Raw genomic sequence first — 23002 nt, 5'->3', positions numbered from 1 at the left:
GGGCCCCGTCCCGCCCGAGCGGTGTGGACGGGGCCCTCGTGTGCGCGGTCGGCGGTCAACCCCTGCCCCGCCAACTGCGGGAAGGCCCTCGGTAGGCTTGGGCGAGCTCATACTGAGCGCGTTCAAAACGCAGAAAAATCGGGGGGTTTGGTGCGCAATCGTCGATTCGCCATGTCCGCTGCCGCCGTCGTGGCGGCAAGCATCGGTTTCATACCCGGCACGGCTCAGGCCGCTGATCCGGTCACGCCCGCCGCGCGGGCGGCTGGTCCGGCGACTGGTCCGGCAGCAGGTCCGGCGACTGGTCCGGCAGCAGGTCCGGCATCAGGTCTGGCGGCGGGTTTCGAGACCTTCACCAGCACCGCCGCCGGCAGCGCGCAGCCGAGTCTGTTCCTGAGCGCCCGCAACTCGTCGGCGCACGGCTTCGAGCTGACGACCTCGCTGGGCAGGGGCACCCCTCCGCTGGACACCGTCATCGACTGGGGTGACGGGGCCACGGAGACGGTGGTGGCCTCCGGTTCCTCGGAGACGCGGACCAAGCACATCTACAAGGAGCTCGGCGAGTACACCATCAAGGCGACCGTCGTCGATCCGGTCCTCGGAACGCAGGACACCAAGGAGGTCCGGGTCAGGACACTGGGCTCGGAGTTCACCCCGTACGGCCCCACCCGCCTGCTGGACACCCGCGACGGCACGGGCGCGGTCAAGGGCAAGGTCCAGGGGTACTCGTCGATCCGCCTGAAGGTGGCGGGGAACGGCGGCATCCCCACCGGGGTCACCGCCGTCGCGCTCAACGTGACCGCCACCAACACCACCGGCGGCGGTCACCTCAACGTCTTCGCCTCGGGCACCACGCGGCCGACCTCGTCGAACATCAACTTCGAGGCCGGTCAGACCGTCCCGAACCTGGTGATCGCGCAGGTCGGCGCGGACGGCTACGTCGAGCTGTACAACGGCGGCTGGGAGCCGGTCGATCTGATCGCGGACGTCACCGGGCACTTCGACCGGCAGGAGGCCTCCGGGTACGTCCCGCAGGCGCCGGTCCGGGTCGTCGACACCCGCTACGGGACCGGCACGCAGCGCGGTCCGGTCGCCGGCCAGGGGTCCTTCACCGTCAAGGTGGCCGAACCGGGAGCCACCGCCGTCGCGCTGAACGTCACGGCCACCAACCCGCAGGAGGCCGGTCACCTGACCGTGCACCCGGCCGGGCAGGCGGCGCCCGCCACGTCCAGCGTGAACTTCACGGCCGGGCAGACGGTCGCCAACTCGGTGATCGTGCCGGTCGGCAAGGACGGCGAGATCACCGTCCGCAACGGCTCCTGGGCCCCGTCGGACGTCATCGTGGAGCTGGTCGGCGCGTACAGGACCTCGAGCGCCGTCGCCTACGTACCGGTCACGCCCGTCCGGCTGACCGACACGCGGGAGATCTGGTCCAAGGGGCCGTGGCCCGCGCGCGACTACCTCTGGCAGGCCTTCTCCACGCAGCAGGAGGCCTGGGTGCTGAACACCGCGGTCACCAACACGCGCGGCGCGGGGTTCCTGTCGGTCGCTCCGGACCCCAACTCCAGCATGGAGTACTACGACAAGACCGCCGTCACCCCGGAGCGTCCGGTGTCCTCCACCCTGAACTGGACCGCGGGCAGGACCGTCGGCAACCTGGTCCAGGCGAGCGCCGGCCGGCACGGCATCGTCGACTTCTGGCACCAGGGCTGGGACCCGGCCGACCTGGTCGTCGACATCTTCGGCTACTACGACAACGAGTGACCGCACAGGCCCACGGCAGGACCTGAGCAGCACGAAGCCCCTGCCCCGCACCGTGCGTGCGGGACAGGGGCTCGATCGCTTCGGGTGTTACTTCTTGCCCTGGGTCTGGCGGGCCCGTTTTCCCGCCCTGGTCAGAGGCCCGCACACCCCGCCTGACCTGCTGCCGAGCGGTCGTCATTGGTCGTTGTCCGTCGCCCCCGGTCACCCTCGCAGGGCCCAGAGAGGGCCTAGGAACGGGGCCCCGGCCGGTGCCGGCCTACAGTCCCGCCGCCCACGTAGCGGCTTGTCGCTTGTCGCTTGTCGCTTGTCGGCCTTGTTTCGCCAGGTCACGGCTGAGCGGCATCGCACCGGACAGCAGTTGGGGCTTAAGGCGACAAGCGACAAGGACAGGAAGAACCGCCTTCCGGGCGGCGACCCACCGGCGCCCCGCCAGCGCGACTCCGGGAGCGTGGCGGATACCGGTTCGCATTCGGGCTTACCAAAGAGAAGCGCTTCTGGGGGTGGGCTTGGGGATTGCCGTTTCCCCACCGCGCCGCCGCGGTGGTGGAACGATGTCGGAATGAGTCGAATCCAGGGCTTCACATCGTGGTTGAAGACGCACGCGAAGGATCAGAGCGCGATCGGTGACTTGGCCCGTGATGTCGCTGCCGATCCCGACTGGCCAGGTCGGCGGCAACTCAGCGGCCAACGGGAGTATCTGGAGGAGCGGGGCGCGATCCCCGCTGCGGTGGAGACCCTGGAACGTGCGTGGGAGCTCTACGAGGCTCAGCAGGAGCGGTGACACACAGGCAAAAGGAGCACGCCCGCCGACGCCGGGGGTGCTCCTCTTGCCTGTGGCTGCGGAAAGCTGCCGCCCCACCTGGGCGCCTACTGGGTAGTGGGGCGGGCACCCCACTACCCAGTTGAAGAGCCGCGTGGAGGGGGCCTTCCAAGAGGGCGGGTCGGGGCGCCCGCGCCCTTGGAAGGCCTCTCCAGTCGCAGGCAACGACAGCTCTCCAGAGAAGACGGCCGCAGCCACCTGTAGAGCCGTCGGCGTCACGGGAGACATGCAGCTCTTAGCCGGGGGCACCTGCGTCCTAGAGAGTTGAGGGAAGACAGTGTCCGCAGCGTCCGCTGGACGCTCTCGCTCTGCTCTGACCTGCACGAATCGTGCGGACGCTAAGAGAATTGGCTAGCGTCCGACAGTGTCCGCAGTGTCCGCAGCGCCCACCCCCGACTAAGAGCATCACCGCAGATCAAAGCCGTCCCCAGGGAAAGCCCCTTTGGACGCTCGCCCCCCACCTGGCTCGGCATCGCGACGAAGAGGCCACCAAGGCGCGGCCAGGTGGCCTTTTCCACACGGCTGCCAGCGCGCGACGGCAGGGAGATCAAAAAAAGAGTCAGAGACATCGGACGCGGTTACCGGTTACAGGCCCACGACGTCGTCCCTCACCCCACCTGAACAGCGCGAACCGGCGTCCACGCGACCGGTAACCGGTAACCAGTAACCGCCCCACGGCGCATCGGAAGGAGGCCCGGCGTCACGGGCGTCACGGTAGCCGTGACGCCAGAGTCACGCAGGTCCAAGGCACCGAGACCGGCCAGGCCGTCACGTGCAATGAGGCATGACGCGGGGGCGCCACACCCATGGCGTCCCGCCAGTCGTCCACATGGCCATGCCCCACTGAGCGGCGAGCGCGAGCGCAGCGAGCTGCCAGGGGGTCGGCGGCCGAAGGCCGCTCCTTCTAGCTCCTTCTCCGGCTCGCAAAGCCCCCGAAACGGGTGCTAGGTCTAGCAACAGGTGCCGCTAGGTCTAGCACCAGTCCTAGCACTTGAAGGGCCCCTGACCTGGGAACTAGCGACTAGCAACGGATAGACGAAACCCCGGTATCCGAAGGGGCAGCGGGGCGTTCGTCATGCCGCGGCGACTGCCGGTGGCGCCCTCCCCGGCCCCCACTTCGGTCAAGGTCCGTGCTTGGGTGATTGCAAATCGTCAGCTGATGAGTCACCGCTGTTCGGGCACCAAGTCTCTGGGGGTCGGTCTGTGCATCTCCCCGGCTCGGCGGGGCTCGGAATCCCGGGCAATGCGGCCACCTGCGCAGATGCGCCTGCGAGGCGGCCCTGCACTACCGCCGGCGGACCGTCCAGGTGTGGGCCCACAAGGCCCCGACCTTGACAAATGCAAGATCATTAGGACTTGAACTAGCCCTGAGGGCCGGACAGGAAGACCGAACCGCCGACCTGGGAGCAGGTGGTGCCGCTACCGGTCTCGCACGTGCCAGCCGAAATTACTCCTTGCGGAGTAATGGAGACGGGAAAAACCCAGTGATCGTTTTCATTCACGTATTCGATGAATCCGGTTGCGCCTGTGCAATTTCCGTTGTCGAACGTCAAGGTGGCAGGTGCGTTGCCGAGCGGGTCAGTAGAAGCCGGAGGGACGAGTAGAGAGGAGGGAGTCGCCGACAAAAATGTGGCGGCCTGGGCGGCTCCGCTGATGGCGACGATCCCCAGAGTTGGCCGCGTCGTGCAAGAGGGTGAGGCAAGTCCTCTCAGCGCCACGGCCTGTCCGCTGCCCGTGGTCGCGTTGTCGCCGTACTTGATGCTGCCGCAGGCGTTGTGATTGTGGCTGCCTTCGACGCGGATGAAGCAGACGTTCTCGCCGTGGTCTCGCCCGTGATCGTCGGCGTGCGCGGTGGTAGCGAGTCCGGCGAGCGTGAGAAGTGCCGCGGCGGCTGCGAGCGCGGTTCGTGTGGAGCCCATCCGATTTCTCTCCCTCTGGCGATTAGTGTGGCTTCTATACCTTGGGAGTGCGTTGCAGCGGAGCGGGTGAGGCGTGGCCGTGTAGCTTTCACCAGTCACTGAAGCTGCGTAAAGCTCACTACAAAATCTCGGGCAGCTCACGCCAGAGCAATCACGATCTGACGTTCGAGCGAGGGAACCAGCTGGCCGTGCACAACGAAGCCCCGAAACCGGGGGCTTCAGGGCCCAGCACAACGCGCTAGCCAGGCAGGAACCCCGGGTTCTCCTGTCCCAGCGTCCGCAGGTTGGCGAGGTAGTCCTGAGCCGCCGGTTCGGGGCTGTACCGGCGCTTCATCTCCGCCGCGAGTTCGCGACTGGTCATGATGAGTGACGGCACCGACTGCCGGTCACCCTGGAGTGCACGTTCACCCATGATGAGGGCTCCCTCAAGGTCACCCTCTCGGGCGGCCGTCACCCCGAGCGTGACGCGAGCCTCCGCGTTCCTCATAGGCGCCCGCTCCGTCCCGTCGAAGTCCGTCCCCGCGCGGAGTACCTCCTCAGCGAGGGTGCTCGCGAGCTTGTCCTCGCCCACCAGCCGATAACAGTCCATCGCGTAGAAATCGAACTTGGCCGGGTCCACTACGAAGTGGTTGTCGAGGTTCTGCGGGGGCGGCATCCCTTCGAGCATGCGCCGGCCACGGTCGAGAGCTACCTCGACCTGCCGCCGGTCTCCGAGCCGCGCCCACGCCTTCGCTTCCTGCGCAGCGAGCTGGACGGCGACGCCGTGGTGTTCCGCAACCTCGGCCCCCGCTTGAGCCGCCGCGATGACGCCGCGGTAATCGCCGGTCGTAAGAGCGAACCAGGCACGCATTTCATGGGCCCACCCCGCAACCTCACCATGGTCGGACTCGGTGGCGATGGAGAGCGCGGCGCGGCGGGTCGACTCGGCCGCGTGGCGCTGGCCAGAGTCGTACTCGACACAGCCAACAAGCAGGGCGAGCCAGCCCGAGAGCGCGAGTACCTCGCGGTGCTGGGCCAGTGTGAGGCTCTTCGAGTGAAGGTCGACCACGCGCCGCAGCCACGCACGGCCCTCAATGAGGAGCTGGGCACTGGGCATGAACGGGTACTCAGAGCACAGCCGGTCGGTCGTGATCCGCAGCGCGTCCAGCGTCGCGTTGTCGACATCGGAGCGATTGAGCCGACTTACGATCTCCAAGGTCTCCATGCCGCTCGCCTCCATGATCTCCCGCTCCCCGTCCCTCCTCGCGGGCGCCGGGAAGAGCGCGTGCGTCACGGTGCCGAACAGAGCCGCGATGACGGGACGGTAGAAGTCGTTCGGGGTGGCGCCTGACTCCCAGCGCTTCCACTGACGGATCAGGCTGTCGTCGGAAGGAAGCTCGCTTGGGGCATGGGCTCGAAGAGCCCTTACCGCGTCTCGTTGCGACCAGTCCCGAGCCGCACGCTCTGCCGCCATCCGTCGTGCCCATGCAGGCCTGTCGTCGCCCATGTGCCCTCTCTCCCGAGTGCTTAACGCGAGTCTTGCCTGTCACCCCTGGGGACACGCAAGGGGACAGCCAGGGGACTTGGCGGGAGTCCCCACCGCCTGACGAGCTGTCACTTTGCTGTCACTTACGGATCAACACCCCGACACAGCAGGCTGGTTACAGATCAAGCACCACCAGCGCCGCATCGCAATTCCAGCTCTGCGACGCGTTCAGCCAACGCCTGAATCTGGGAGCGGATTTCCTTGATCTCGTCCGGCTTATCGCCCTGCCCTGCACCGCCAGCAGCGAAGTTCCCGAGGTTGCCCGCAGACATGATCGCCCCTTCAGCGCGCAGGATGGCCAGGCCGTTCTGGATGGTCTGGCCGGCGTACCCGAAGCGCTCAACCAGTTCCCTCTGCGTAGGAAGCCTCTCGCCGGGACGCATCGACTTCAGCTCCGCCCGCAGCGCGTCGGCAACTTGGGCGGCTTTCGACTTGGGTCCTCCCGTAGCTGTCATGCACTGAGCGTACCCACCAGAGCGAACTAGTGCACGCCACTCCACGACCCTTGACGACTAGCGTGCACTAGTGCACGCTAGTCAATAGCTGGGGCGCTCGAAAGGGCCACCGGAAAGCAGAAAAGCCCTGGTCAAAGCCAGGATTCATGCAGGGAGCGGCCACCTACCGCCAAGCAGTCAGCCGCTCCCCGACCCACTGAAGGGTGTATCCATCATGCCTGGAACTCTCACGAAGCGGATCGCTGACCGCGCCATCACCACGGGGCCGACGGGGAACGGCCCTGGTGGCCGGAAGTTACAGAACGGGGAGATCATCCCGCTGACGCCCGAGCAGTCGGAGCGCCTGGCTGCCCTCTACGCCGAGTTCGGTGGCGGGCGGCTGGAGAGCTACGCGCAGCGCAAGCTGATGAACCGTGGGATGCGCCGCTCGGAGGCCGTCACGCTGGCGGAGGACATCGTCCAGGAGACGTGGGTGGCCGTGGCCCGGGAGACCACCAAGCCGCTCATGGGACCGAAGCCGCTGAGCGAGGACGACCGGCGCATCCTGTTGTTCGCACAGGTCAAGACCCAGATCCACCAGCACCTGCGCCGGGGCATGGCTGGTGAGGGCCCGGTGGACTGGAGCGATCCGGTCGTCTGCAACTGGCTGTGCCCGCTGGTGTCCAGCGAGTGCGTGCGAACGATCCTCCCGGCCTACCTGGACAGGATGGTCGCCGCCCTCCCGGAACGGGAGCGTCAGGCGCTCCTGCTCCGGCTGGAGGGCATGAACATGCGGCTCGTCGCGGAGCACGTCGGGTGCAGCTACCCCACGGCCAACCGACTGGTGGAAACGGCACTGTTGCTCCTGCAGATCGACAACCCGGAGCTGTCGGGTGAGCCCGTCGCGGTGGAGACGCTGCCTCGCTGGGAGCGGGACGAGCTGAACCGGATGAGCGCCGCCCAGCAGGCAGCCCTGCTGCGGATGGACGAGGTCTCCCGGCGCGCTCTGCTGCTCCACGTCGGGCAGGGCCTCAACATCACGGACGTCTCCCGGAAGCTCGGGGTGCCGCGCTACCAGGTGCTGCCCGTACTGGGCGCGTGCGCCAAGTCGTTGCGTGCCCTGAACGCAGACGACATGACGGTGGCGGCGTGAGGACCCACCAGCTCAACGCACGCCGGCGGCGAGCGCGGAAGTTCCAGCTCGCCGTCCGCGACGGGGCCCACTGCACCTACTGCCTGGCCCCGTTCACCCACTTGCGGCACGCCACCCTCGACCACGTCGTGCCGTACCACCTCCTGCGCACCTGGTCGGCCGGTCATCTCGTCCTGGCCTGCCGACCGTGCAACCACGCCAAGGCCGATCGCTTCCCGCTGCTGATCGCCCTGGTGCTCATCCACGTGGTGGACGGGGTGGACGCCTCGATCGTCCACCCCGACATTCACCCGCCTTCCACCCTCGAGCGATCGACCACCCCGACCACCGGATCCGCGCCGGTCGAGTCGGGTGGACGCACGGTGGATCGAGTGGATGCTCACGCGTCCACCACCGTGTTCACGCAGGGCTGCTGGGCGCTGCTGGCCCGACTGGCGCACGCCCGTCAATCGGCCGACCGGACCGCCCTGGAGTCGGGTGGACGGTCGACCGTCCACCAGGACGTTCACGGTGCTCACGATCTCGTTCACGACGCTCACGCTCCCGTCCATGAGACGGCCGACCGCACGGCTGTGGAGTCGGGTGGACGGTCGGCTGTTCACCCGGGCGCTCACCGTGCTCACGCACACCTTCCTGATGCTCACGAGCGCGCTCAGGAGTCCGTCCGGCGCAGGTCACGGGGTACGCGGGAGGCCGATCGATCGACCCGCACGCGCCTCTGCTTCAACCCGCACGAGTCCATCCGTCCGCCCCGAAGGGAGTCGGCGTGAACGCTCCGATGAACGCCGTGAACGATCACGTCCACACGCCCGATCCGCACGCTCCCGCACAGCCCCACACGGCCGATCCGCACATCCCGCACGAGGCCCGCACGGCGCCGCGGCCGTCCACGGTGAACACCGGTGAGGGGAAAGACAAGAAGCCCTCGGCCGCCGCCCGGCTCGTCTCCCTGGCCCGCGAGGGGTACACGTTCGTCACCTCGACCGACGGCCGCCCGTACGCGGTCGCGATCGACGGGCCGAACATCGCGCTCCCCCTCCGCGGCCGGGCCGGACTGCGCCAGCGTCTCGCCCGGAAGTACGCCGACACCTACGACGGCGACGTCGCCTCACAGTCCGCCCTCGCCGACGCCATGATGGTCCTTGAGGGAGTCGCCGAGAAGGACGACCCAGCGCCTGTGGACCTGCGGGTGGGCGGCGGCCCGAGCGGCATCGTCGTGGACCTGGGCGGCGCGGACGGCCGGGCGGTGACCGTGTCGGCCGGCGGCTGGCACATCGTGGACCGCTCCCCGATCCTGTTCCGCCGATCCGGCGCCATGGCGCCCATGCCCGCCCCGGTCCTGGACGGCGACGGCCTGGCCAAGCTCCACGCCCTGCTGAACATGGACGCGCCCACCTTCCACCAGCTCGTCGGATGGCTCGTCGCGGCCTGGATCCCCTACATCCCGCACCCGGTGATCACCTTCAAGGGCGAACAGGGCACGGGGAAGTCGAAGACCGCGCAGATGGTCGTCAACCTCATCGACCCCTCCCCAGCCAGCAAGCGGAGCCAGCCCCGGGACGTCAAGGCATGGTCGGCTCAAGCCTTCAACTCCTGGGCCCTGTGCCTGGACAACATCAGCACGATCCCGCCGTGGCTGTCCGACACCCTGTGCAAGGCCGTGACCGGCGACGGGATCGTGGACCGCGCCCTCTACACCGATGACGACGTGGTGGTGCTCTCCTTCCGGCGGGTCCTCGCCATGACCACCATCGACGCCGGAGCTCTGGCCGGGGACCTCGCAGAGCGCCTCCTCATGCTGGACTTGCAGCTCATCGAGGAGGACCAGCGCCGCACCGAGGAGGAACTCGACGCCGCCTTCGATGCAGTCCGCCCCGCCGTCCTGGGCGCCCTGTTCGACCTCCTGGCGGCCGTCCTCGCCGTCCTGCCCGACATCAAGCTGGAGTCCATGCCCCGCATGGCCGACTTCGCCCGCGTCCTCGCGGCCGTCGACCAGGTCCAGGAGTGGCACACCCTGGACTCCTACCTCGCCACCTCAGCGAACGTCGCCGGGGACGCGCTCGAGGGCGACCCCTTCGGCACGGCCGTGGCCACCCTCGTGGAGGAGTGCGGGACCTGGAGCGGGACCGCCGCCCAGCTCCTGGAGCAACTCCCGCTCCCCGGGGGGTTCCGGCCGCAGGGCTGGCCCAAGGACGCCACCCGGGCCAGTGGGCGCATCAAACGGCTCGCGCCGCTCCTGCGGTCGATCGGGGTGGCCGTGGACGACACGCAACGTAGCCAGGACAGGCACCGTCACCGCCTACTCGTCCTCTCCCGCATCGACCCCGCACCGCCCGAAGCGTCCACACCCCCGCAAGACCCGCTCTGGCCCGAAGTGGCATCACTCGGGCAAGGCCGCACTATCCCTGAGCAGCACTGACACCGCCGGATCAGCCCCGGACCGGGCCGCGCACCAGCGGCCCGGGCACGTCAGCCCCTGCGGACGCTAGCCCCCGCCAGCGCCCGCAGCGTCCGTACCAGCGTCCACCCAGAAAACCGCGTCCGACCTGCACAGATAGAGACGCTGCGGACGCTCGGGCGCTATGGACGCTGCGATGCAGCAACTCTCTAGGACCGCGACCGCACCGACCCTCAGCACGCCGCCACGGACACGAGGAGTCACCCCGCCCATGCCCGCCAACAGCCCGGACAACGGCCCCCGCGCGATCCTTCGCGCCGGACTCCCCGACCGGTACCTGCCCCCCGAAGACCTCGCCTCCATGCTCGTCGTCCCCATCGAGACCATCTACGGCTGGCGCAAGAAGCGCACCGGCCCGCCCGGATTCCGTGTCGGCCGACACATCCGCTACGACCCCGCCGCCGTCCAGGCCTGGATCCACGAGCAGACCGACCGCGAAGTCGCCTGACAGCCCTGACGCGTCAGACGCGTCTGACAGAAGGACCGCCCGAAACCCGGGTCATAGGCACGCGCGAGGGGTGTCTGACGCGTCAGACACCCCGTCTGACACCAAGCGCTGACACCCCTGACACCCGGCCTCGGTGTCATGGCTGACCTCCACTCGAACACCCCCGGAACGGCCATCAGCCCAGGGAGTCAGGGAGATCTCCCTGACTGCCTCCCTGACCCGCCTCCCTCTGTCTGACCTGCCCGAATACCCCCTCAGGGAGGCAGGGAGGCACACCCACAGCACCCCCGGAAAGCCCCCAGGAAGGCGCCTGGTCAGCCCGCCCCTGCCTCCCTGAGCCGCGTCCGCGACCGAAGTCGCCAACCTCATCGAAGGAACCGTCTGACATGGCAGGAAGCATCCAAGACCGTTGGTTCAGGACCGAGACCGACGGCAACGGCAAGACCACCCGAGTGAAGACCGAGCGCCACGGCACCGGCATGCGCTACCGGGCGCGCTACTTCGCCCCCGACGGCAAGCGGAAGTCCAAGTCCTTCGAGGACGGGCAGAAGCGCCTCGCCGAGCAGTGGCTCAGCACCATCAGCGCCGACGTCGCGCGCGGCCAGTACATCGATCCGAGCGCGGCCCGGACGTCCTTCAAGGAGTTCGCGGAGAAGTGGCTGGCGAGCCAGAGCGGCGACCCGAACACACGAGCGTCGATGACGTCACAGCTCAAGCTCCACGCCTTCCCGCGGATCGGGGACCGTCCGCTGGGCTCGTTCCAGCCCAGCCACATCCGTGAGTTTGTGACGCAGCTTGAAGCCTCCGGCATGTCCGGCTCCTACGCCCGCGTCATCTTCTCCAACGTGCGCGCCGTCCTCAGCGCGGCCGTCGAGGACGGCTGCCTGCCCCGGAACCCCTGCAACTCGCGCACGGTGGCGCTCCCGGAAATGGGTGCGCGCCGTGTGGCCCCCTGGCAGCCGGAACGGGTCTTTGCCGTGCGGGGCGCCCTTGTCGAGCGGTTCCAGCCCATGGTGGACGTGGGCGCCGGATGCGGGCTGCGGCAGGGCGAGATCCTGGGGCTGTCCGTCGAGGAACTCGACTTCGACAACGGCACACTGCACGTCGTCCAGCAGCTCAAGCAGAGCCTGAGCGTCCCCGTGTTCGCCCCGCCGAAGGGCGGCAAACTGCGGGACGTACCGCTGCCGGACCCCGTGGTGGACGCGCTCAAGGCGCACATGAAGCTCTTCCCACCCGTGGAGATCACGCTGCCCTGGATGCGCGCCGGCGGCCAGCCCGTCACGAAGCGTCTGATCTTCACCGGCCCGCAGGGCGGCCACCTGTGGCGCACGTCGGTGAACGAGGACCACTGGAAGCCCGCGCTCGCCAAGGTCGGGGTCATCCCCGCGGCTAAGAGCCGTGAGCACGCCGCCGCGCGGGAGCACGGCATGCACGCGCTGAGGCACTTCTACGCGTCCGTGCTGCTGGACGTGGGAGAGAGCATCAAGGCCGTGAGCGAGTATCTGGGGCACTCGGATCCAGGACTCACGCTGAAGGTCTATGCCCATCTCATGCCGAGCAGCAGGGACCGCGCGCGGGAGGCTCTCGGCAGGGCTCTGCGGCCTGGCGGTCCCACACTCTGAGGGCCCACAGTGGGCCCAGGACAAACGAATGCCCCTGATCTGCGCCGTGTGCGCAGGTCAGGGGCATGATCGCTTTTCTTACTTCTTCTTGCCCTGGTTCTTGACCGCCTCGATCGCGGCCGCGGCCGCGTCCGGGTCGAGGTAGGTGCCGCCCGGCTTGAGGGGCTTGAAGTCGGCGTCGAGCTCGTAGGCGAGCGGGATGCCGGTCGGGATGTTCAGGCCCGCGATGTCCGCGTCGGAGATGCCGTCCAGGTGCTTGACCAGGGCGCGCAGGCTGTTGCCGTGCGCGGCGACCAGGACGGTGCGGCCGGCGAGGAGGTCCGGGACGATGCCGTCGTACCAGTACGGCAGCATGCGGACGACGACGTCCTTGAGGCACTCCGTCTTCGGGCGCAGCTCCGGCGGGATCGTCGCGTAGCGCGGGTCCTCGGACTGGGAGAACTCCGTACCGTCCTCGAGGGCCGGCGGCGGGGTGTCGTACGAACGGCGCCACAGCATGAACTGCTCCTCGCCGAACTCGGCGAGGGTCTGGGCCTTGTCCTTGCCCTGGAGGGCGCCGTAGTGGCGCTCGTTCAGGCGCCACGAGCGGTGGACGGGGATCCAGTGGCGGTCGGCGGACTCCAGGGCGAGCTGCGCGGTGCGGATCGCGCGCTTCTGGAGGGACGTGTGGACCACGTCGGGGAGCAGGCCGGCGTCCTTGAGCAGCTCACCGCCGCGGACCGCCTCCTTCTCGCCCTTCTCGTTGAGATTGACGTCCACCCAGCCGGTGAACAGGTTCTTCGCGTTCCACTCGCTCTCGCCGTGGCGGAGGAGGATCAGCTTGTACGGTGCGTCGGCCATGCGTACGAGCCTAATGGACGGGGCGGGGCGCTCGCGCGCGGCGTCCGGGGCCGTCGATTGACACCGGACGTCAATTGACTGGCGCCGGCAGACCGCCACTCGTAACGTGCGGATCACCGAGGAGACACTTACATCGCCGGGGGGATCCCTTATGTCCGCTGCCAGTTTGAGACGGGCCGCCCGGGAGAGCGTGTCGGGTCTGCCGCCCGCGTTCTGGTGGTTGTGGACGAGCACCCTGGTGAACCGGCTCGGGGCCTTCGTCGCGACATTCATGACCTTGTACCTGACCCTGGACCGGGGCTACTCGGCCTCCTTCGCGGGACTTGTGGTCGCCCTGCACGGGCTCGGCGGCGTGATCTCCTCGCTCGTCGCCGGGGTGATGACCGACCGGCTCGGGCGCCGGCCCACGCTGATGGCCGCGAACGTCGCGACCGCCCTGTCGGTCGCGCTGCTCGGCTTCATGGAGCACCCGGCGGCGATCGCGGCCGTCGCACTGCTCGTCGGCATGGCCTCCAACGCCTCGCGGCCCGCCGTGCAGGCGATGCTGTCCGACATCGTCCGCCCCGAGGACCGGGTACGGGCCTTCGCGCTGAACTACTGGGCCATCAACCTCGGCTTCGCGATCTCCGCGACGGTTGCCGGCTTCATCGCCGAGTACAGCTACCTGGCCGGGTTCCTCGGCGAGGCGGCGCTGACGCTGGTGTGCGCGCTGCTCGTCTTCGTGAAGCTGCCCGAATCGCGGCCCGAGAAGGGCGACGCGGCCACGGCGGCGGACGAGTCCGAGATCGGGCTGGGCGCGGTGGTGCGCGACGGGCGCTTCATGGCGGTGGTCGGGCTGTCGTTCCTGATCTCGCTGATCTTCATGCAGGGGTCGTTCGGGCTGCCGCTGGCGATGGGCACCGCGGGCTTCTCCACCGGGGACTACGGGCTGGTCGCCGCCGTGAACGGCGTCATGATCGTGGTGCTGCAGATCCCGGTCACCCGGTTCATCGAGCACCGCGACCCGCAGAGACTGCTCGTGGTCTCGGCGCTGCTGGCCGGGTACGGGTTCGGGCTGACGGCGTTCGGCGGCTCGCTCGGGGTGCTGGCGCTGACCGTCTGCGTGTGGACGCTGGGCGAGATCATCAACTCGCCCACCCAGATGGGCCTGGTCGCGCGGCTCTCCCCGCTGCACGGCCGCGGCCGCTACCAGGGGATGTACACCATGTCCTGGGCGGTGGCCTCGCTGATCGCGCCGCTGCTCGCGGGCGGGGTCATCGACCGGTTCGGCGCGGGATGGCTGTGGGGGTCGACGGCGGTCCTGGGGACCGTCGCCGCGCTCGGGTACTGGCTGCTGATGCGCGGCCTCCCGCAGGAAGCGGGGACGGCGCCGGTGCCGGTGCCGGGGCCGGTCGCCCCGGAAGCCGAAGCCCCGGAAGCCGAAGCCCCGGAAGCCGTGGCCGCGGAAGCCGTGGCCCCGGAAGTCGCGGGAGCCGGGCCCGCCGAGGTCAGGCCGACGGCTGCGTCAGGTGCTTGAACGCGTCAAGGTTGTGGGTCGGTTCGCCGCGGGAGACGCGCCACTCGTACTCGCGGCGGATCGCCCCGGCGAAACCGAGCTCCAGGAGGGTGTTGAAGGCGCCGTCCGCCGCCTCCAGGACCGTGCCGAGCAGCCGGTCCAGCTCCTCCGGGGTGACCACGGCGAGCGGTAGCCGGCCGGTCAGGTAGACGTCGCCGAGGCGGTCCACGGCGTAGCCCAGCCCGTACAGCTTGAGGTTGCGCTCCAGCAGCCAGCGGTGCACGCCGGCCTCGTTCTCGTCGGGGTGGCGGATCACGAACGCGTTGACCGACAGCGAATGCCGGCCGACCCGGAGCGAGCAGGTGGTGCTCAGCTTGCGGGTACCGGGCAGCCGGACGACGTACGAGCCCGGCTCGGGGCTCTCCCAGCTCAGCTCGGCGCCGGCGAGCGTGGCCTCGATGATCTCGGCGGTGTCAGCCATGGTGGGAGCGTACGCGACGGCGGTGATCATGCATCGCCGCGGTGTACACCTCCGCCGTGCCGCCGGCGGCCGTGTCCCAGCCGAAGAACTGCGCGTGGCGCGCGGCCTCGGCGCCCATCCGGTCGGCGAGCCACGGGTCGTCCACGAAGCGCCGCAGCTCACGCGCGTAGTCCACCGGATCGTGGCCGGGTACGAGGATGCCGGTGACCCCGTCGTCGACGGCGACGGGCAGTCCGCCGACCGCGGCGGCGAGCACCGGCGTGCCGGTGGCCTGCGCCTCTATGGCGACCAGCCCGAAGGACTCGCTGTACGAGGGCATGACCAGCACGGACGCCGCGCGGAACCAGTCGGCGAGGCTGTCCTGGCCCACCGGCGGGTGGAAGTGCACGAGATCGGCGATGCCCAGCTTCGCCGCGAGCTTCTGCAGACCCTCCGGCTTGGCCAGGCCGCTGCCGCTGGGCCCGCCGACGACGGGGACGAAGAGGCGGCCGCGCAGCGAGGGGTCCCGGTCGACGAGCTCGGCGACGGCCCGCAGCAGGATGTCGGGAGCCTTCAGCGGCTGGATCCGTCCGGCGAAGAGCGGGATGACGGCGTCCTGCGGCAGGCCGAGGCGGGCGCGGGCGGCGGCCCGGCCGTCGCCGACGGTGAAGCGGTCGAGGTTCACACCGGGGTGCACGACGGCGACCTTGCCGGGGTCGGCCTCGTAGTGCCGGACGAGTTCGCCGGCCTCCTCGGCGGTGTTCGCGATCAGCCGGTCCGCGGCGGCCACGATCTGGGTCTCGCCGATGACGCGGGCGGCGGGCTCGGGCGTATCTCCCTCGGCCAGCGCGGCGTTCTTGACCTTGGCCATGGTGTGCATGGCGTGCACGAGCGGGACGCCCCAGCGCTCGGCGGCGAGCCAGCCGACGTGGCCGGAGAGCCAGTAGTGGGAGTGCACGAGGTCGTAGTAGCCGGGGCGGTGGCCGGCCCAGGCCTGCATCACGCCGTGCGTGAAGGCGCACAGCTGGGCCGGCAGCTCCTCCTTGGCGAGGCCTTCGTACGGGCCCGCGTCCACGTGCCGTACGAGGACCCCGGGGGCCAGCTCGACCACGGGCGGCAGGCCGCCGGCGGTGGCCCGGGTGAAGATCTCGACCTCGATGTTGATCGCGGCGAGGCGTTTGGCCAGCTCCACGATGTAGACGTTCATTCCGCCGGCGTCGCCCGTACCGGGCTGGTGCAGCGGCGAGGTGTGGACGCTGAGCATGGCCACGCGGCGCGGCTTGCGGTGGTGGCCGACGGCCGGCAGGCGCAGTCGCGGCGGCTCGTGCCGGGTGACGACGCGGGTGGCCGAGAGGCGGCCGGTGAGGCTGCCGCCGAGGCGGGACACGTACTGGCTCAAGGGAGCAGTTCCTCTCGCTCGACGACACGGGACGGGACGCCGCGGGGCCGCCACTCGGACGGCTGCCGGGCATGCCGACAGGGGCGCGCCGGGCGCCCTGCATGGAGTGCAACCCGGATGGCCGTCCCGCGCATTCCGGGGTGGCCGGATTTCCCTGCCTTTTTCTCGGCCGGAGCACGTTTTTCATCCGGCGAGGGCCCTCCGCTTACCCTCGGCTCATGGCCCCCCGCACCCCTCCGACCCCGAGCCGCGCCCCCGGCCGTCCCGTGGGTTCGGTGACGCGCGGGACGACGAATCCGAACCGGTTGCGCCGTATGGACCGCTGGATCGCCGCCACACACGGGGCGGCGCTGCGGCGCGCGCAGGCACCGCTCGCGGTGGACCTCGGCTACGGGGCCGCGCCCTGGACGGCGGTCGAGCTGCTGGCGCGGCTGCGCGAGGCGGCTCCGCTGGTCCGGGTGGTCGGCATCGAGATCGAGCCCGCGCGGGTGGCGGGGGCGAAGCCCTACGAGCGGGAGGGGCTGAGCTTCCGGCACGGCGGGTTCGAGGTGCCGCTGGAGGACGGGGTCCGCCCGGCGCTGATCCGGGCGGCGAACGTGCTGCGCCAGTACGACGAGGAGCAGGTCGCGGCGGTGTGGGAGCGGCTGTGCGCGCGGCTGGCTCCGGACGGGCTGCTGGTGGAGGGGACCTGTGACGAGATCGGGCGGCGGCACGTGTGGGTGGCGCTGGGGCCTGAGGGGGCGCGCACGGTGACGTTCGCGACCCGGCTGGGCTCCCTGGAGCGCCCCTCGGACCTGGCGGAGCGGCTGCCGAAGGCGCTGATTCACCGCAACGTGCCGGGCGAGCCGGTGCACGCGTTCCTGCGCGACTTCGACCGGGCGTGGGCGGCGGCGGCTCCGTACGCCTCGTACGGAGCCCGGCAGCGCTGGATCCGGACGGCGCGGGCGCTGTCCGGCGACTGGCCGCTGGCGGACGGGCCGGTGCGGTGGCGGCAGGGGGAACTCACGGTGCGGTGGGAGGCGTTGCGCCCGAGGGGGTGACCGGGTCAGGGGGTGACCGGGCGACCGGGTGAGCGGGCGACCGGGTGAGCGGGGCGCTCGGGGTGAGTGGGATGATCGGGGCGCTCTGGATACTCGGGGCGCTCGGGGGTGAAAACGGGGCGGCGGGGAACCGGTGATACGGATCGCCCGTTGAGCCGTGAGGGGTGGGGTCCGTTGGGGCGGACAAGATCCGGAGGACATCCACAAGGGTGTCGGATTTCACCGGCTCGTGGCACCATCCCGAAGGCAGAGACAAGTTACTGACGAATAGTCAGATCTGATGCAGGGTACTGCGGGATCTGACTCCGGGTGCCTGGGGGGACCATGGGAGCCGAACGGCGACGGCGCGGCGTGAGCGGGCTCGTACTGCTGTGCGCGATGGCGATACTGACGGCGCCGGGCCTGGCGACGGGTATGGCGTACGCGGCGCCGGCCGCGCCCGTGGCACCGGCAACTCCCGGGGCCCCGGCGGCTCCTGCCCCGCAGCCGGGCGCGAAGTCCCTGGAAGAGGTCCGCAAGGAGATCGAGGAGCTGTACCGGCAGGCGGGCACCGCCACGGACGCCTACAACCAGGCCGAGGCCGAGTCGAAGGCCCAGTCGGACAAGATCGTCGAGATCGCCAACCTGATCGTGGCCGGCCAGGAGCGGATCTCGACCCTGAAGGGCCGCGCGGGCGCCGCCGCCCGCGCCCAGTACCGCTCGGGCGGCCTGCCGCCCGGCGCGAAGCTGGCGCTGAGCGACGATCCGAACCAGTTCCTCGACGGGGCGAACCGGCTGCGCCAGGGCGAGAAGGCCGCCTCGGACATGCTGACGGAACTGGACCGCACCCAGAACGACTTGAAGCGGTACGCGGAGGACGCGAGCGCGCAGTGGGCGCTGCTCGAGGACAACCGGATCAAGCAGGAGAACTCGAAGAAGCAGATCGAGGACAAGATCAAGGCTGCGGAGGAGCTGGAGAACAAGCTGGAGGCCGAGGAGAGGGCCCGGCTCATCCAGTTGGAGCAGGAAGCGCAGTACAAGGCGCAGACGGCCTGGCTGTCGACGGGCGCGATGAAGGACGTCAACGGCGTGGCCACGGACGCCGGGAAGCGTGCCGTGCAGTACGCCACCGCCCAGATGGGCAAGCCGTACGTCTGGGGAGCCGAGGGCCCGGCCGCGTTCGACTGCTCCGGCCTGACCTCGCAGGCATGGCTGGCCGCGGGCAAGTCGATCCCGCGCACCTCGCAGGAGCAACTGCGGCTGCTGCCGAAGGTCGCGCTGAAGGACATGCGTCCGGGCGACCTGATCATCTACTTCGACGACGCGAGCCACGTCGCGATGTACGTCGGCGACGGCGCGATGGTCCACGCCCCGCGCCCGGGCCGCCACGTGACGATGGCCGGCGCGGGCTCCATGCCGATCAAGGCGGTCGTCCGCCCCGACGCGTAACCCCCGCGGGGCGCGGCGGCGGCGCGGGTTCGGGCGGGTGGCGGGTGGCGGGTGGCGGGTGGCGGGTGGCGGGTGGCGGGTGGCGGGTGGCGGGTGGCGGGTGGCGCAGGCAACCAAAAGGGGTTCCCGGACGTCTCGGTAGACGGGACGGAACACGGCCCCGCCGTGACCTTTGTCATCCAGTGAGACCGATTTTCCCCCGCGATAACGGCATATGACGGAGGCCCTGGCCCAGCTCGGCATTCCGCCCGCCGGGCCGGGCCGCTAGGGTCGGCGCACGAGCGCACCCTCGGGGGGAGGGAAGGAACCGGAGACGATGCCCGTACCCGTACCGCGGCAGAGGGACACCCCGGCCACGGAGAACGGTCAGGCTGTTCTGACCGCCGCCGCCCCGCCCCTGGCGCAGGCGACGCCACAGGCGACCCCTCAGGCGACCCCGTCGGCAACCGCACACGCGACCACCCACACGACGCCGCTGACCCTCCTGGTCATCGAGGACGACCCCGCCGGCGGCCTGACCGTCCCCGAGATCCTCGACACCGACGGCCACCGCATCCGCCTCCGCACCGCCCGCAACCTCACCGAGGCCGCACGGCTGCTCACGCCCGACGTCCACTGCATCCTGCTCGACCTGGCCCTGCCGGACCTGGGTCCCCGGACGGCGGCCACCGCCGTGGACCAGCTGTCCAACCTCCGCCAGGTGCTCCGCCTCGCCCCGCGCCACGCCGTCCTCGTCCTCACCGCCGAGGAGGACGCCGAGCGCGCCGCCGAGGCCGTCCGGGTCGGCGCCCAGGACTTCCTCTTCCGGGACGAGCTCGACGGCCGGCTGCTGAGCCGCGCCATCCGCTACGCGGTGGAGAGAAAACGGGCCGACATCGCCCAGTACAAACTTGCAGAATCGAAACTGCGCGCCCAGGAGAACGCCCGCCTGGAGCGCGGCCTGCTCCCCAATCCGCTCCTGGAGGGCTCGGACCTCCGCTTCGCCGCGCGCTACCGCCCCGGCCGCAGCCGGGCCCTGCTGGGCGGCGACTTCTACGACACCGTCCGCACCCCCGACGGCACCGTCCACGCCATGATCGGCGACGTCTGCGGCCACGGCCCCGACGAGGCGGCCCTCGGCGTCGAGCTCCGCATCGCCTGGCGCGCCCTGACCCTGGCCGGTCTGTGCGGCGACGACCTGCTGGCCACCCTCCAGCAGGTGCTGGAGGTGGAACGTCCCTGCGAGGAGATCTTCGCGACGCTGTGCACGGTGGACATCTCCCCCGACGGCCGCCGCGCCGGACTGTGCCTGGCCGGCCACCCGGCACCGCTGATCTCCAGGCCGGGCCGACCCGCGCGACTGCTCCCGTACGAGAACAGCGGCCCGGCGCTCGGACTGCTGCCCAAGGCCCGATGGCCCCGGCGCCAGGTCGAGCTCGGCGGCACCTGGAACCTGATGCTCTACACCGACGGGCTGATCGAGGGCCGGATCGGCGCGGGCAAGGAACGCCTCGGGCAGGACGGCATGGTCGAGATGATCAACCGCCACCTGGACGAGGGGCTGAGGGGCGAGAACCTGCTCGAAGCCTCCGTCACCGAGGCCCGCCGCCTCAACGGCGGCGAGCTCACGGACGACGTGGCCGTGGTCCTGCTCTCCCGCGGCGCGTCCTGACGAGGGGCGGGACGGCGCTCCGCCCGCTCCGGTCTACCTGCCGCCGTTGTACGGACCGTAGGGCCCGTCACTGCTGCTGCCGCCGCTGCGCCGCCCGCCGCCCGAGACCTGCTTGAGCGCGGGGCGCACGTCGACGAAGAAGACGATCGTGGCGACGAGGCCGGCGATCTGCAGGAACAGCATCTGCAGGACGAAGTCCACGAGCACGGTGATGCCCAGGATGACCAGCCAGAACGTCTTGGTCTGCTTGCCGGCCGCCCGGTACGCGTCCTCGCGCGCGAGCACCGCGAACACGAAGGCCACGACGGCGAGCACCAGCATGGCGAGCCCCAGAATGGGGATCACGCCTTGATCGAACCCGTCCATCAACATCGCTTCGACCGCCTTCTCATGCTCTTGCCTCGCACTCCCGACGGAATGCCGCCCGATTCCACGCTACCGGCACGGCCGCCCTCACGAATGACAACGGGCCGGACACCCTCAAGGTGCCCGGCCCGCCGCCGCTCATGCCTGTCGGCTCTCGCGCCCGGCCCTCGCGCTCAGCTCTCGTCGCCCGCCGTGACGGTGGCCTTCTTGGCCGTGTTCTTGCGCGCGGTGGTCTTCCGCGCCGCGGGCTTCTCCTCGGAGTCGGAGGACGCCTCCGCGGCGGCCGGCTCGGCCTCCGCCTCCGGCTCGACGGCCACGGCGATCTCGACGATCTCCTCCGAGACCTCGCCGCGCCAGGCACGGACGGCCTGCTCGCCGTGCTCGGCGACCTTGTCGTAGGTCTCCTTGGCACGGACCGCGTACTCCGCGGCCACACCGACACCGCGCAGCGCCAGGTCCTGCGCGGTCTCCCCGATCTTCTTCGGGTCGATCGCGCCGAACACCTCGGCGACCTTGGCGGAGACCGCCTCCTGCGCCTCCTTGGCCGCCGCCGTGGCCTTCTCCTGCACGACCTTGGGGTCGGTGTTCTTCACGGCCTCGATGCGCGCGGGCGCCTCGGCGCGCAGCTGCTCGATGAGCCCCGGCACCTTCTTGGCCTGCTGGACGGCCAGGTCGGCCGTACCGGCGGCGAAGTAGAGGGGGGTGGGGTCGGTGAGGGTCTTCTTCAGGTCATCGGCGATGGCCATGTGCGGGTCCTCCCGGATCCAGTTCAGTTCGTCTTCGGCGGCATCTCGGCGGCGGGCGCGTCGGACCCACCGGGTACGTCGGACCCACCGGGTGCGTCGAGCCCTTCGGGCGCGTCGAGCGCGTTCTCCTTGCGGAACGACTCGTAGATCTGGAGCAGCACCTGCTTCTGCCGCTCGTTGATGGACGGGTCGGCGAGGATGACGGCCCGCGTCTCCACCTCGTCCCGGTCCCGCTCATCCAGGATCCCGGCCTGCACGTACAGCGTCTCCGCGGAGATCCGCAGCGCCTTGGCCAGCTGCTGGAGGATGTCCGCGCTCGGCTTGCGCAGCCCGCGCTCGATCTGGCTCAGGTACGGATTCGACACCCCCGCCGCGTCGGCGAGCTGCCGCAGCGAAAGCTGGGCCTGCCGACGCTGCTCACGGAGGTACTCGCCGAGGTTTCCGACGTTGAGCGATGCCATGCCCCGATCCTGCCCGACTCTGCTAACTATTGCAAGCAGGTGCTTGCAACATCTCCCACCCCTGGCTGTCGGAACGTCGTGCGATGCTGGGGCGGTGACCCTGGAGGACCTGGTACGGCTGCGCCGCGCGCGGGACGTGATGGACCGCGACTACGCGCTGCCGCTGGACGTTCCCGCGCTGGCCAAGGTCGCCCTCATGTCCCCCGGGCACTTCTCGCGCAGCTTCCGCGCCGCCTACGGCGAGACCCCGTACACCTACCTGATGACCCGCCGCGTCGAGCGGGCGAAGGCGCTGCTGCGGCGGGGCGACATGAGCGTGACCGACGTCTGCTTCGCGGTCGGGTGCACCTCGCTCGGGTCGTTCAGCTCGCGCTTCACCGAGCTGGTCGGCGAGACCCCGAGCGCCTACCGGGCCCGCCGGCACGAGGCGGGCGCCCCCATCCCGGCCTGCGTCGCCAAGGTCCTCACCCGGCCCGTCAGGAACAGGTAGGCCGGCAACGGCAGCCGGGCACCGGCCCGTGGGGGAGCGTGATCCGGCTGCGTCTCGTAGCGTCGGGGCATGGACATCAAGCTCTCGCAGTGCTTCATCGCCGTCGACGACCACGACAAGGCGCTCGCCTTCTACCACGACGCCCTCGGCCTGGAGGTGCGCAACGACGTCGGCTTCGAGGGGATGCGCTGGGTGACCGTCGGCTCCCCCTCGCAGCCCGACGTGGAGATCGTCCTCGAGCCTCCGCTCGCCGACCCCAACGCCGCCCCGGCCGACCGCCAGGTCATGGCTGAACTGCTGGCCAAGGGCATGCTGCGCGGGGTGATCTTCTCCACCGACGACTGCGACGCCACCTTCGAGAAGGTCAAGGCCGCCGGCGGCGAGGTGCTGCAGGAGCCGGTCGACCAGCCCTACGGCGTCCGCGACTGCGCCTTCCGCGACCCTTCCGGCAACATGCTCCGCATCACCCAGCCCCGCACGCGGTAG

22 protein-coding genes are annotated in these 23002 nt (G+C 70.1%); 13 read left to right on the top strand and 9 right to left on the bottom strand.

Annotated elements, in window-relative coordinates; translation table 11 throughout:
• Positions 1-171: 171 nt before the first annotated feature.
• Together ACTVZO_RS23530 and ACTVZO_RS23525 are read left to right on the top strand one after the other, a co-directional pair.
• A complete protein-coding gene (locus ACTVZO_RS23530) occupies positions 172-1761 on the top strand; it encodes a hypothetical protein (protein ID WP_443300269.1) in 1590 nt (529 codons plus the stop codon).
• Positions 1762-2320: 559 nt separating this feature from the next.
• The gene (locus ACTVZO_RS23525; protein ID WP_443300268.1) at positions 2321-2542 is read left to right on the top strand and encodes a YozE family protein; all 222 of its coding nucleotides are present in this window, start codon (positions 2321-2323) and stop codon (positions 2540-2542) included.
• A 1400-nt stretch (positions 2543-3942) separates the two neighbouring features.
• Here the strand turns inward: ACTVZO_RS23525 and ACTVZO_RS23520 are convergent.
• The 3 genes from ACTVZO_RS23520 to ACTVZO_RS23510 all read right to left on the bottom strand — a co-directional run bounded on the left by ACTVZO_RS23520 (position 3943) and on the right by ACTVZO_RS23510 (position 6480).
• Entirely contained in the window at positions 3943-4500 is a 558-nt protein-coding gene (locus ACTVZO_RS23520) for a hypothetical protein (RefSeq protein ID WP_443300267.1), read from the bottom strand.
• Between the two features lie 238 nt (positions 4501-4738).
• Complete coding sequence (locus tag ACTVZO_RS23515; protein WP_443300266.1) at positions 4739-5986, bottom strand: XRE family transcriptional regulator; 1248 nt, start codon at positions 5984-5986, stop codon at positions 4739-4741.
• A gap of 161 nt (positions 5987-6147) precedes the next feature.
• Positions 6148-6480 carry a GntR family transcriptional regulator gene (locus ACTVZO_RS23510; protein WP_443300265.1) on the bottom strand — a complete coding sequence of 111 codons (333 nt, stop codon included), beginning with the start codon at positions 6478-6480 and terminating at the stop codon, positions 6148-6150.
• A gap of 214 nt (positions 6481-6694) precedes the next feature.
• Between ACTVZO_RS23510 and ACTVZO_RS23505 the strand changes: the two genes are divergently transcribed.
• The 5 genes from ACTVZO_RS23505 to ACTVZO_RS23485 all read left to right on the top strand — a co-directional run bounded on the left by ACTVZO_RS23505 (position 6695) and on the right by ACTVZO_RS23485 (position 12140).
• Positions 6695-7612: a sigma factor-like helix-turn-helix DNA-binding protein gene (locus ACTVZO_RS23505; RefSeq protein WP_053679338.1), complete on the top strand. Its 918-nt coding sequence runs from the start codon at positions 6695-6697 to the stop codon at positions 7610-7612.
• Positions 7609-8382, top strand: coding sequence for an HNH endonuclease (locus ACTVZO_RS23500; RefSeq protein ID WP_443300264.1), 774 nt, complete (start codon positions 7609-7611; stop codon positions 8380-8382). The genes ACTVZO_RS23505 and ACTVZO_RS23500 overlap by 4 nt, the downstream gene beginning before the upstream one ends.
• Positions 8379-10031 carry an ATP-binding protein gene (locus ACTVZO_RS23495; RefSeq protein ID WP_443300263.1) on the top strand — a complete coding sequence of 551 codons (1653 nt, stop codon included), beginning with the start codon at positions 8379-8381 and terminating at the stop codon, positions 10029-10031. Before ACTVZO_RS23500 ends, ACTVZO_RS23495 begins: the two co-directional genes overlap by 4 nt.
• A 250-nt stretch (positions 10032-10281) precedes the next feature.
• Complete coding sequence (locus ACTVZO_RS23490) at positions 10282-10518, top strand: helix-turn-helix transcriptional regulator (RefSeq protein ID WP_443300262.1); 237 nt, start codon at positions 10282-10284, stop codon at positions 10516-10518.
• 386 nt (positions 10519-10904) lie between these two features.
• Complete coding sequence (locus ACTVZO_RS23485) at positions 10905-12140, top strand: tyrosine-type recombinase/integrase (protein WP_443300261.1); 1236 nt, start codon at positions 10905-10907, stop codon at positions 12138-12140.
• A gap of 78 nt (positions 12141-12218) precedes the next feature.
• On the opposite strand, the gene ACTVZO_RS23480 is transcribed toward ACTVZO_RS23485, so the two are convergent.
• On the bottom strand, positions 12219-12980 hold the full coding sequence (locus ACTVZO_RS23480; protein ID WP_361759427.1) for a phosphoglyceromutase: 762 nt from the start codon (positions 12978-12980) through the stop codon (positions 12219-12221).
• A gap of 151 nt (positions 12981-13131) precedes the next feature.
• On the opposite strand from ACTVZO_RS23480, the gene ACTVZO_RS23475 reads away from it, so the two are divergent.
• Complete coding sequence (locus ACTVZO_RS23475) at positions 13132-14496, top strand: MDR family MFS transporter (protein ID WP_443300260.1); 1365 nt, start codon at positions 13132-13134, stop codon at positions 14494-14496.
• Here ACTVZO_RS23475 and ACTVZO_RS23470 read toward each other — a convergent pair.
• Both ACTVZO_RS23470 and mshA read right to left on the bottom strand, forming a co-directional pair.
• Positions 14468-14956, bottom strand: coding sequence for a YbjN domain-containing protein (locus ACTVZO_RS23470; protein ID WP_443300259.1), 489 nt, complete (start codon positions 14954-14956; stop codon positions 14468-14470). The two genes, ACTVZO_RS23475 and ACTVZO_RS23470, sit on opposite strands and share 29 nt — an antisense overlap.
• Entirely contained in the window at positions 14949-16334 is a 1386-nt protein-coding gene (gene mshA, locus ACTVZO_RS23465; protein ID WP_443300258.1) for a D-inositol-3-phosphate glycosyltransferase, read from the bottom strand. Before mshA ends, ACTVZO_RS23470 begins: the two co-directional genes overlap by 8 nt.
• A gap of 218 nt (positions 16335-16552) precedes the next feature.
• On the opposite strand from mshA, the gene ACTVZO_RS23460 reads away from it, so the two are divergent.
• The 3 genes from ACTVZO_RS23460 to ACTVZO_RS23450 all read left to right on the top strand — a co-directional run bounded on the left by ACTVZO_RS23460 (position 16553) and on the right by ACTVZO_RS23450 (position 20453).
• Positions 16553-17374: a class I SAM-dependent methyltransferase gene (locus ACTVZO_RS23460; RefSeq protein WP_443300257.1), complete on the top strand. Its 822-nt coding sequence runs from the start codon at positions 16553-16555 to the stop codon at positions 17372-17374.
• A 324-nt stretch (positions 17375-17698) separates the two neighbouring features.
• Positions 17699-18802, top strand: a complete 1104-nt coding sequence (locus ACTVZO_RS23455) for an NlpC/P60 family protein (protein WP_443300256.1) — start codon at positions 17699-17701, stop codon at positions 18800-18802.
• A 316-nt stretch (positions 18803-19118) separates the two neighbouring features.
• Positions 19119-20453 (top strand): PP2C family protein-serine/threonine phosphatase, encoded by a 1335-nt coding sequence (locus tag ACTVZO_RS23450; RefSeq protein WP_443300255.1) that lies wholly within the window; start codon positions 19119-19121, stop codon positions 20451-20453.
• Between the two features lie 33 nt (positions 20454-20486).
• Here ACTVZO_RS23450 and ACTVZO_RS23445 read toward each other — a convergent pair whose 3' ends face one another.
• The 3 genes from ACTVZO_RS23445 to ACTVZO_RS23435 all read right to left on the bottom strand — a co-directional run bounded on the left by ACTVZO_RS23445 (position 20487) and on the right by ACTVZO_RS23435 (position 22026).
• Positions 20487-20825 (bottom strand): DUF2516 family protein, encoded by a 339-nt coding sequence (locus ACTVZO_RS23445; RefSeq protein ID WP_443300254.1) that lies wholly within the window; start codon positions 20823-20825, stop codon positions 20487-20489.
• 167 nt (positions 20826-20992) lie between these two features.
• The gene (locus tag ACTVZO_RS23440) at positions 20993-21565 is read right to left on the bottom strand and encodes a hypothetical protein (protein ID WP_443300253.1); all 573 of its coding nucleotides are present in this window, start codon (positions 21563-21565) and stop codon (positions 20993-20995) included.
• A 23-nt stretch (positions 21566-21588) separates the two neighbouring features.
• Complete coding sequence (locus ACTVZO_RS23435; protein WP_443300252.1) at positions 21589-22026, bottom strand: helix-turn-helix domain-containing protein; 438 nt, start codon at positions 22024-22026, stop codon at positions 21589-21591.
• A 94-nt stretch (positions 22027-22120) separates the two neighbouring features.
• Between ACTVZO_RS23435 and ACTVZO_RS23430 the strand changes: the two genes are divergently transcribed.
• Both ACTVZO_RS23430 and ACTVZO_RS23425 read left to right on the top strand, forming a co-directional pair.
• On the top strand, positions 22121-22516 hold the full coding sequence (locus ACTVZO_RS23430; protein WP_443300251.1) for a helix-turn-helix transcriptional regulator: 396 nt from the start codon (positions 22121-22123) through the stop codon (positions 22514-22516).
• A gap of 69 nt (positions 22517-22585) precedes the next feature.
• On the top strand, positions 22586-23002 hold the full coding sequence (locus tag ACTVZO_RS23425; protein WP_443300250.1) for a VOC family protein: 417 nt from the start codon (positions 22586-22588) through the stop codon (positions 23000-23002).

Source organism: Streptomyces sp. IBSNAI002 (genome assembly GCF_052244475.1).
Classification (GTDB): Bacteria; Actinomycetota; Actinomycetes; order Streptomycetales; family Streptomycetaceae; genus Streptomyces.
This window is presented reverse-complemented; position numbering and strand designations above follow the sequence as displayed.

Coding starts and splice junctions, on each gene's coding strand:
- ACTVZO_RS23490 (WP_443300262.1), top strand. CDS start 10,282: ATGCCCGCCAACAGCCCGGACAACGGCCCCCGCGCGATCCTTCGCGCC.
- ACTVZO_RS23515 (WP_443300266.1), bottom strand. CDS start 5,986: ATGGGCGACGACAGGCCTGCATGGGCACGACGGATGGCGGCAGAGCGT.
- ACTVZO_RS23520 (WP_443300267.1), bottom strand. CDS start 4,500: ATGGGCTCCACACGAACCGCGCTCGCAGCCGCCGCGGCACTTCTCACG.
- ACTVZO_RS23530 (WP_443300269.1), top strand. CDS start 172: ATGTCCGCTGCCGCCGTCGTGGCGGCAAGCATCGGTTTCATACCCGGC.
- ACTVZO_RS23460 (WP_443300257.1), top strand. CDS start 16,553: ATGGCCCCCCGCACCCCTCCGACCCCGAGCCGCGCCCCCGGCCGTCCC.
- ACTVZO_RS23480 (WP_361759427.1), bottom strand. CDS start 12,980: ATGGCCGACGCACCGTACAAGCTGATCCTCCTCCGCCACGGCGAGAGC.
- ACTVZO_RS23425 (WP_443300250.1), top strand. CDS start 22,586: ATGGACATCAAGCTCTCGCAGTGCTTCATCGCCGTCGACGACCACGAC.
- ACTVZO_RS23445 (WP_443300254.1), bottom strand. CDS start 20,825: ATGTTGATGGACGGGTTCGATCAAGGCGTGATCCCCATTCTGGGGCTC.
- ACTVZO_RS23440 (WP_443300253.1), bottom strand. CDS start 21,565: ATGGCCATCGCCGATGACCTGAAGAAGACCCTCACCGACCCCACCCCC.
- ACTVZO_RS23505 (WP_053679338.1), top strand. CDS start 6,695: ATGCCTGGAACTCTCACGAAGCGGATCGCTGACCGCGCCATCACCACG.
- ACTVZO_RS23485 (WP_443300261.1), top strand. CDS start 10,905: ATGGCAGGAAGCATCCAAGACCGTTGGTTCAGGACCGAGACCGACGGC.
- ACTVZO_RS23510 (WP_443300265.1), bottom strand. CDS start 6,480: ATGACAGCTACGGGAGGACCCAAGTCGAAAGCCGCCCAAGTTGCCGAC.
- ACTVZO_RS23470 (WP_443300259.1), bottom strand. CDS start 14,956: ATGGCTGACACCGCCGAGATCATCGAGGCCACGCTCGCCGGCGCCGAG.
- ACTVZO_RS23525 (WP_443300268.1), top strand. CDS start 2,321: ATGAGTCGAATCCAGGGCTTCACATCGTGGTTGAAGACGCACGCGAAG.
- ACTVZO_RS23450 (WP_443300255.1), top strand. CDS start 19,119: ATGCCCGTACCCGTACCGCGGCAGAGGGACACCCCGGCCACGGAGAAC.
- ACTVZO_RS23455 (WP_443300256.1), top strand. CDS start 17,699: ATGGGAGCCGAACGGCGACGGCGCGGCGTGAGCGGGCTCGTACTGCTG.
- ACTVZO_RS23435 (WP_443300252.1), bottom strand. CDS start 22,026: ATGGCATCGCTCAACGTCGGAAACCTCGGCGAGTACCTCCGTGAGCAG.
- ACTVZO_RS23475 (WP_443300260.1), top strand. CDS start 13,132: ATGTCCGCTGCCAGTTTGAGACGGGCCGCCCGGGAGAGCGTGTCGGGT.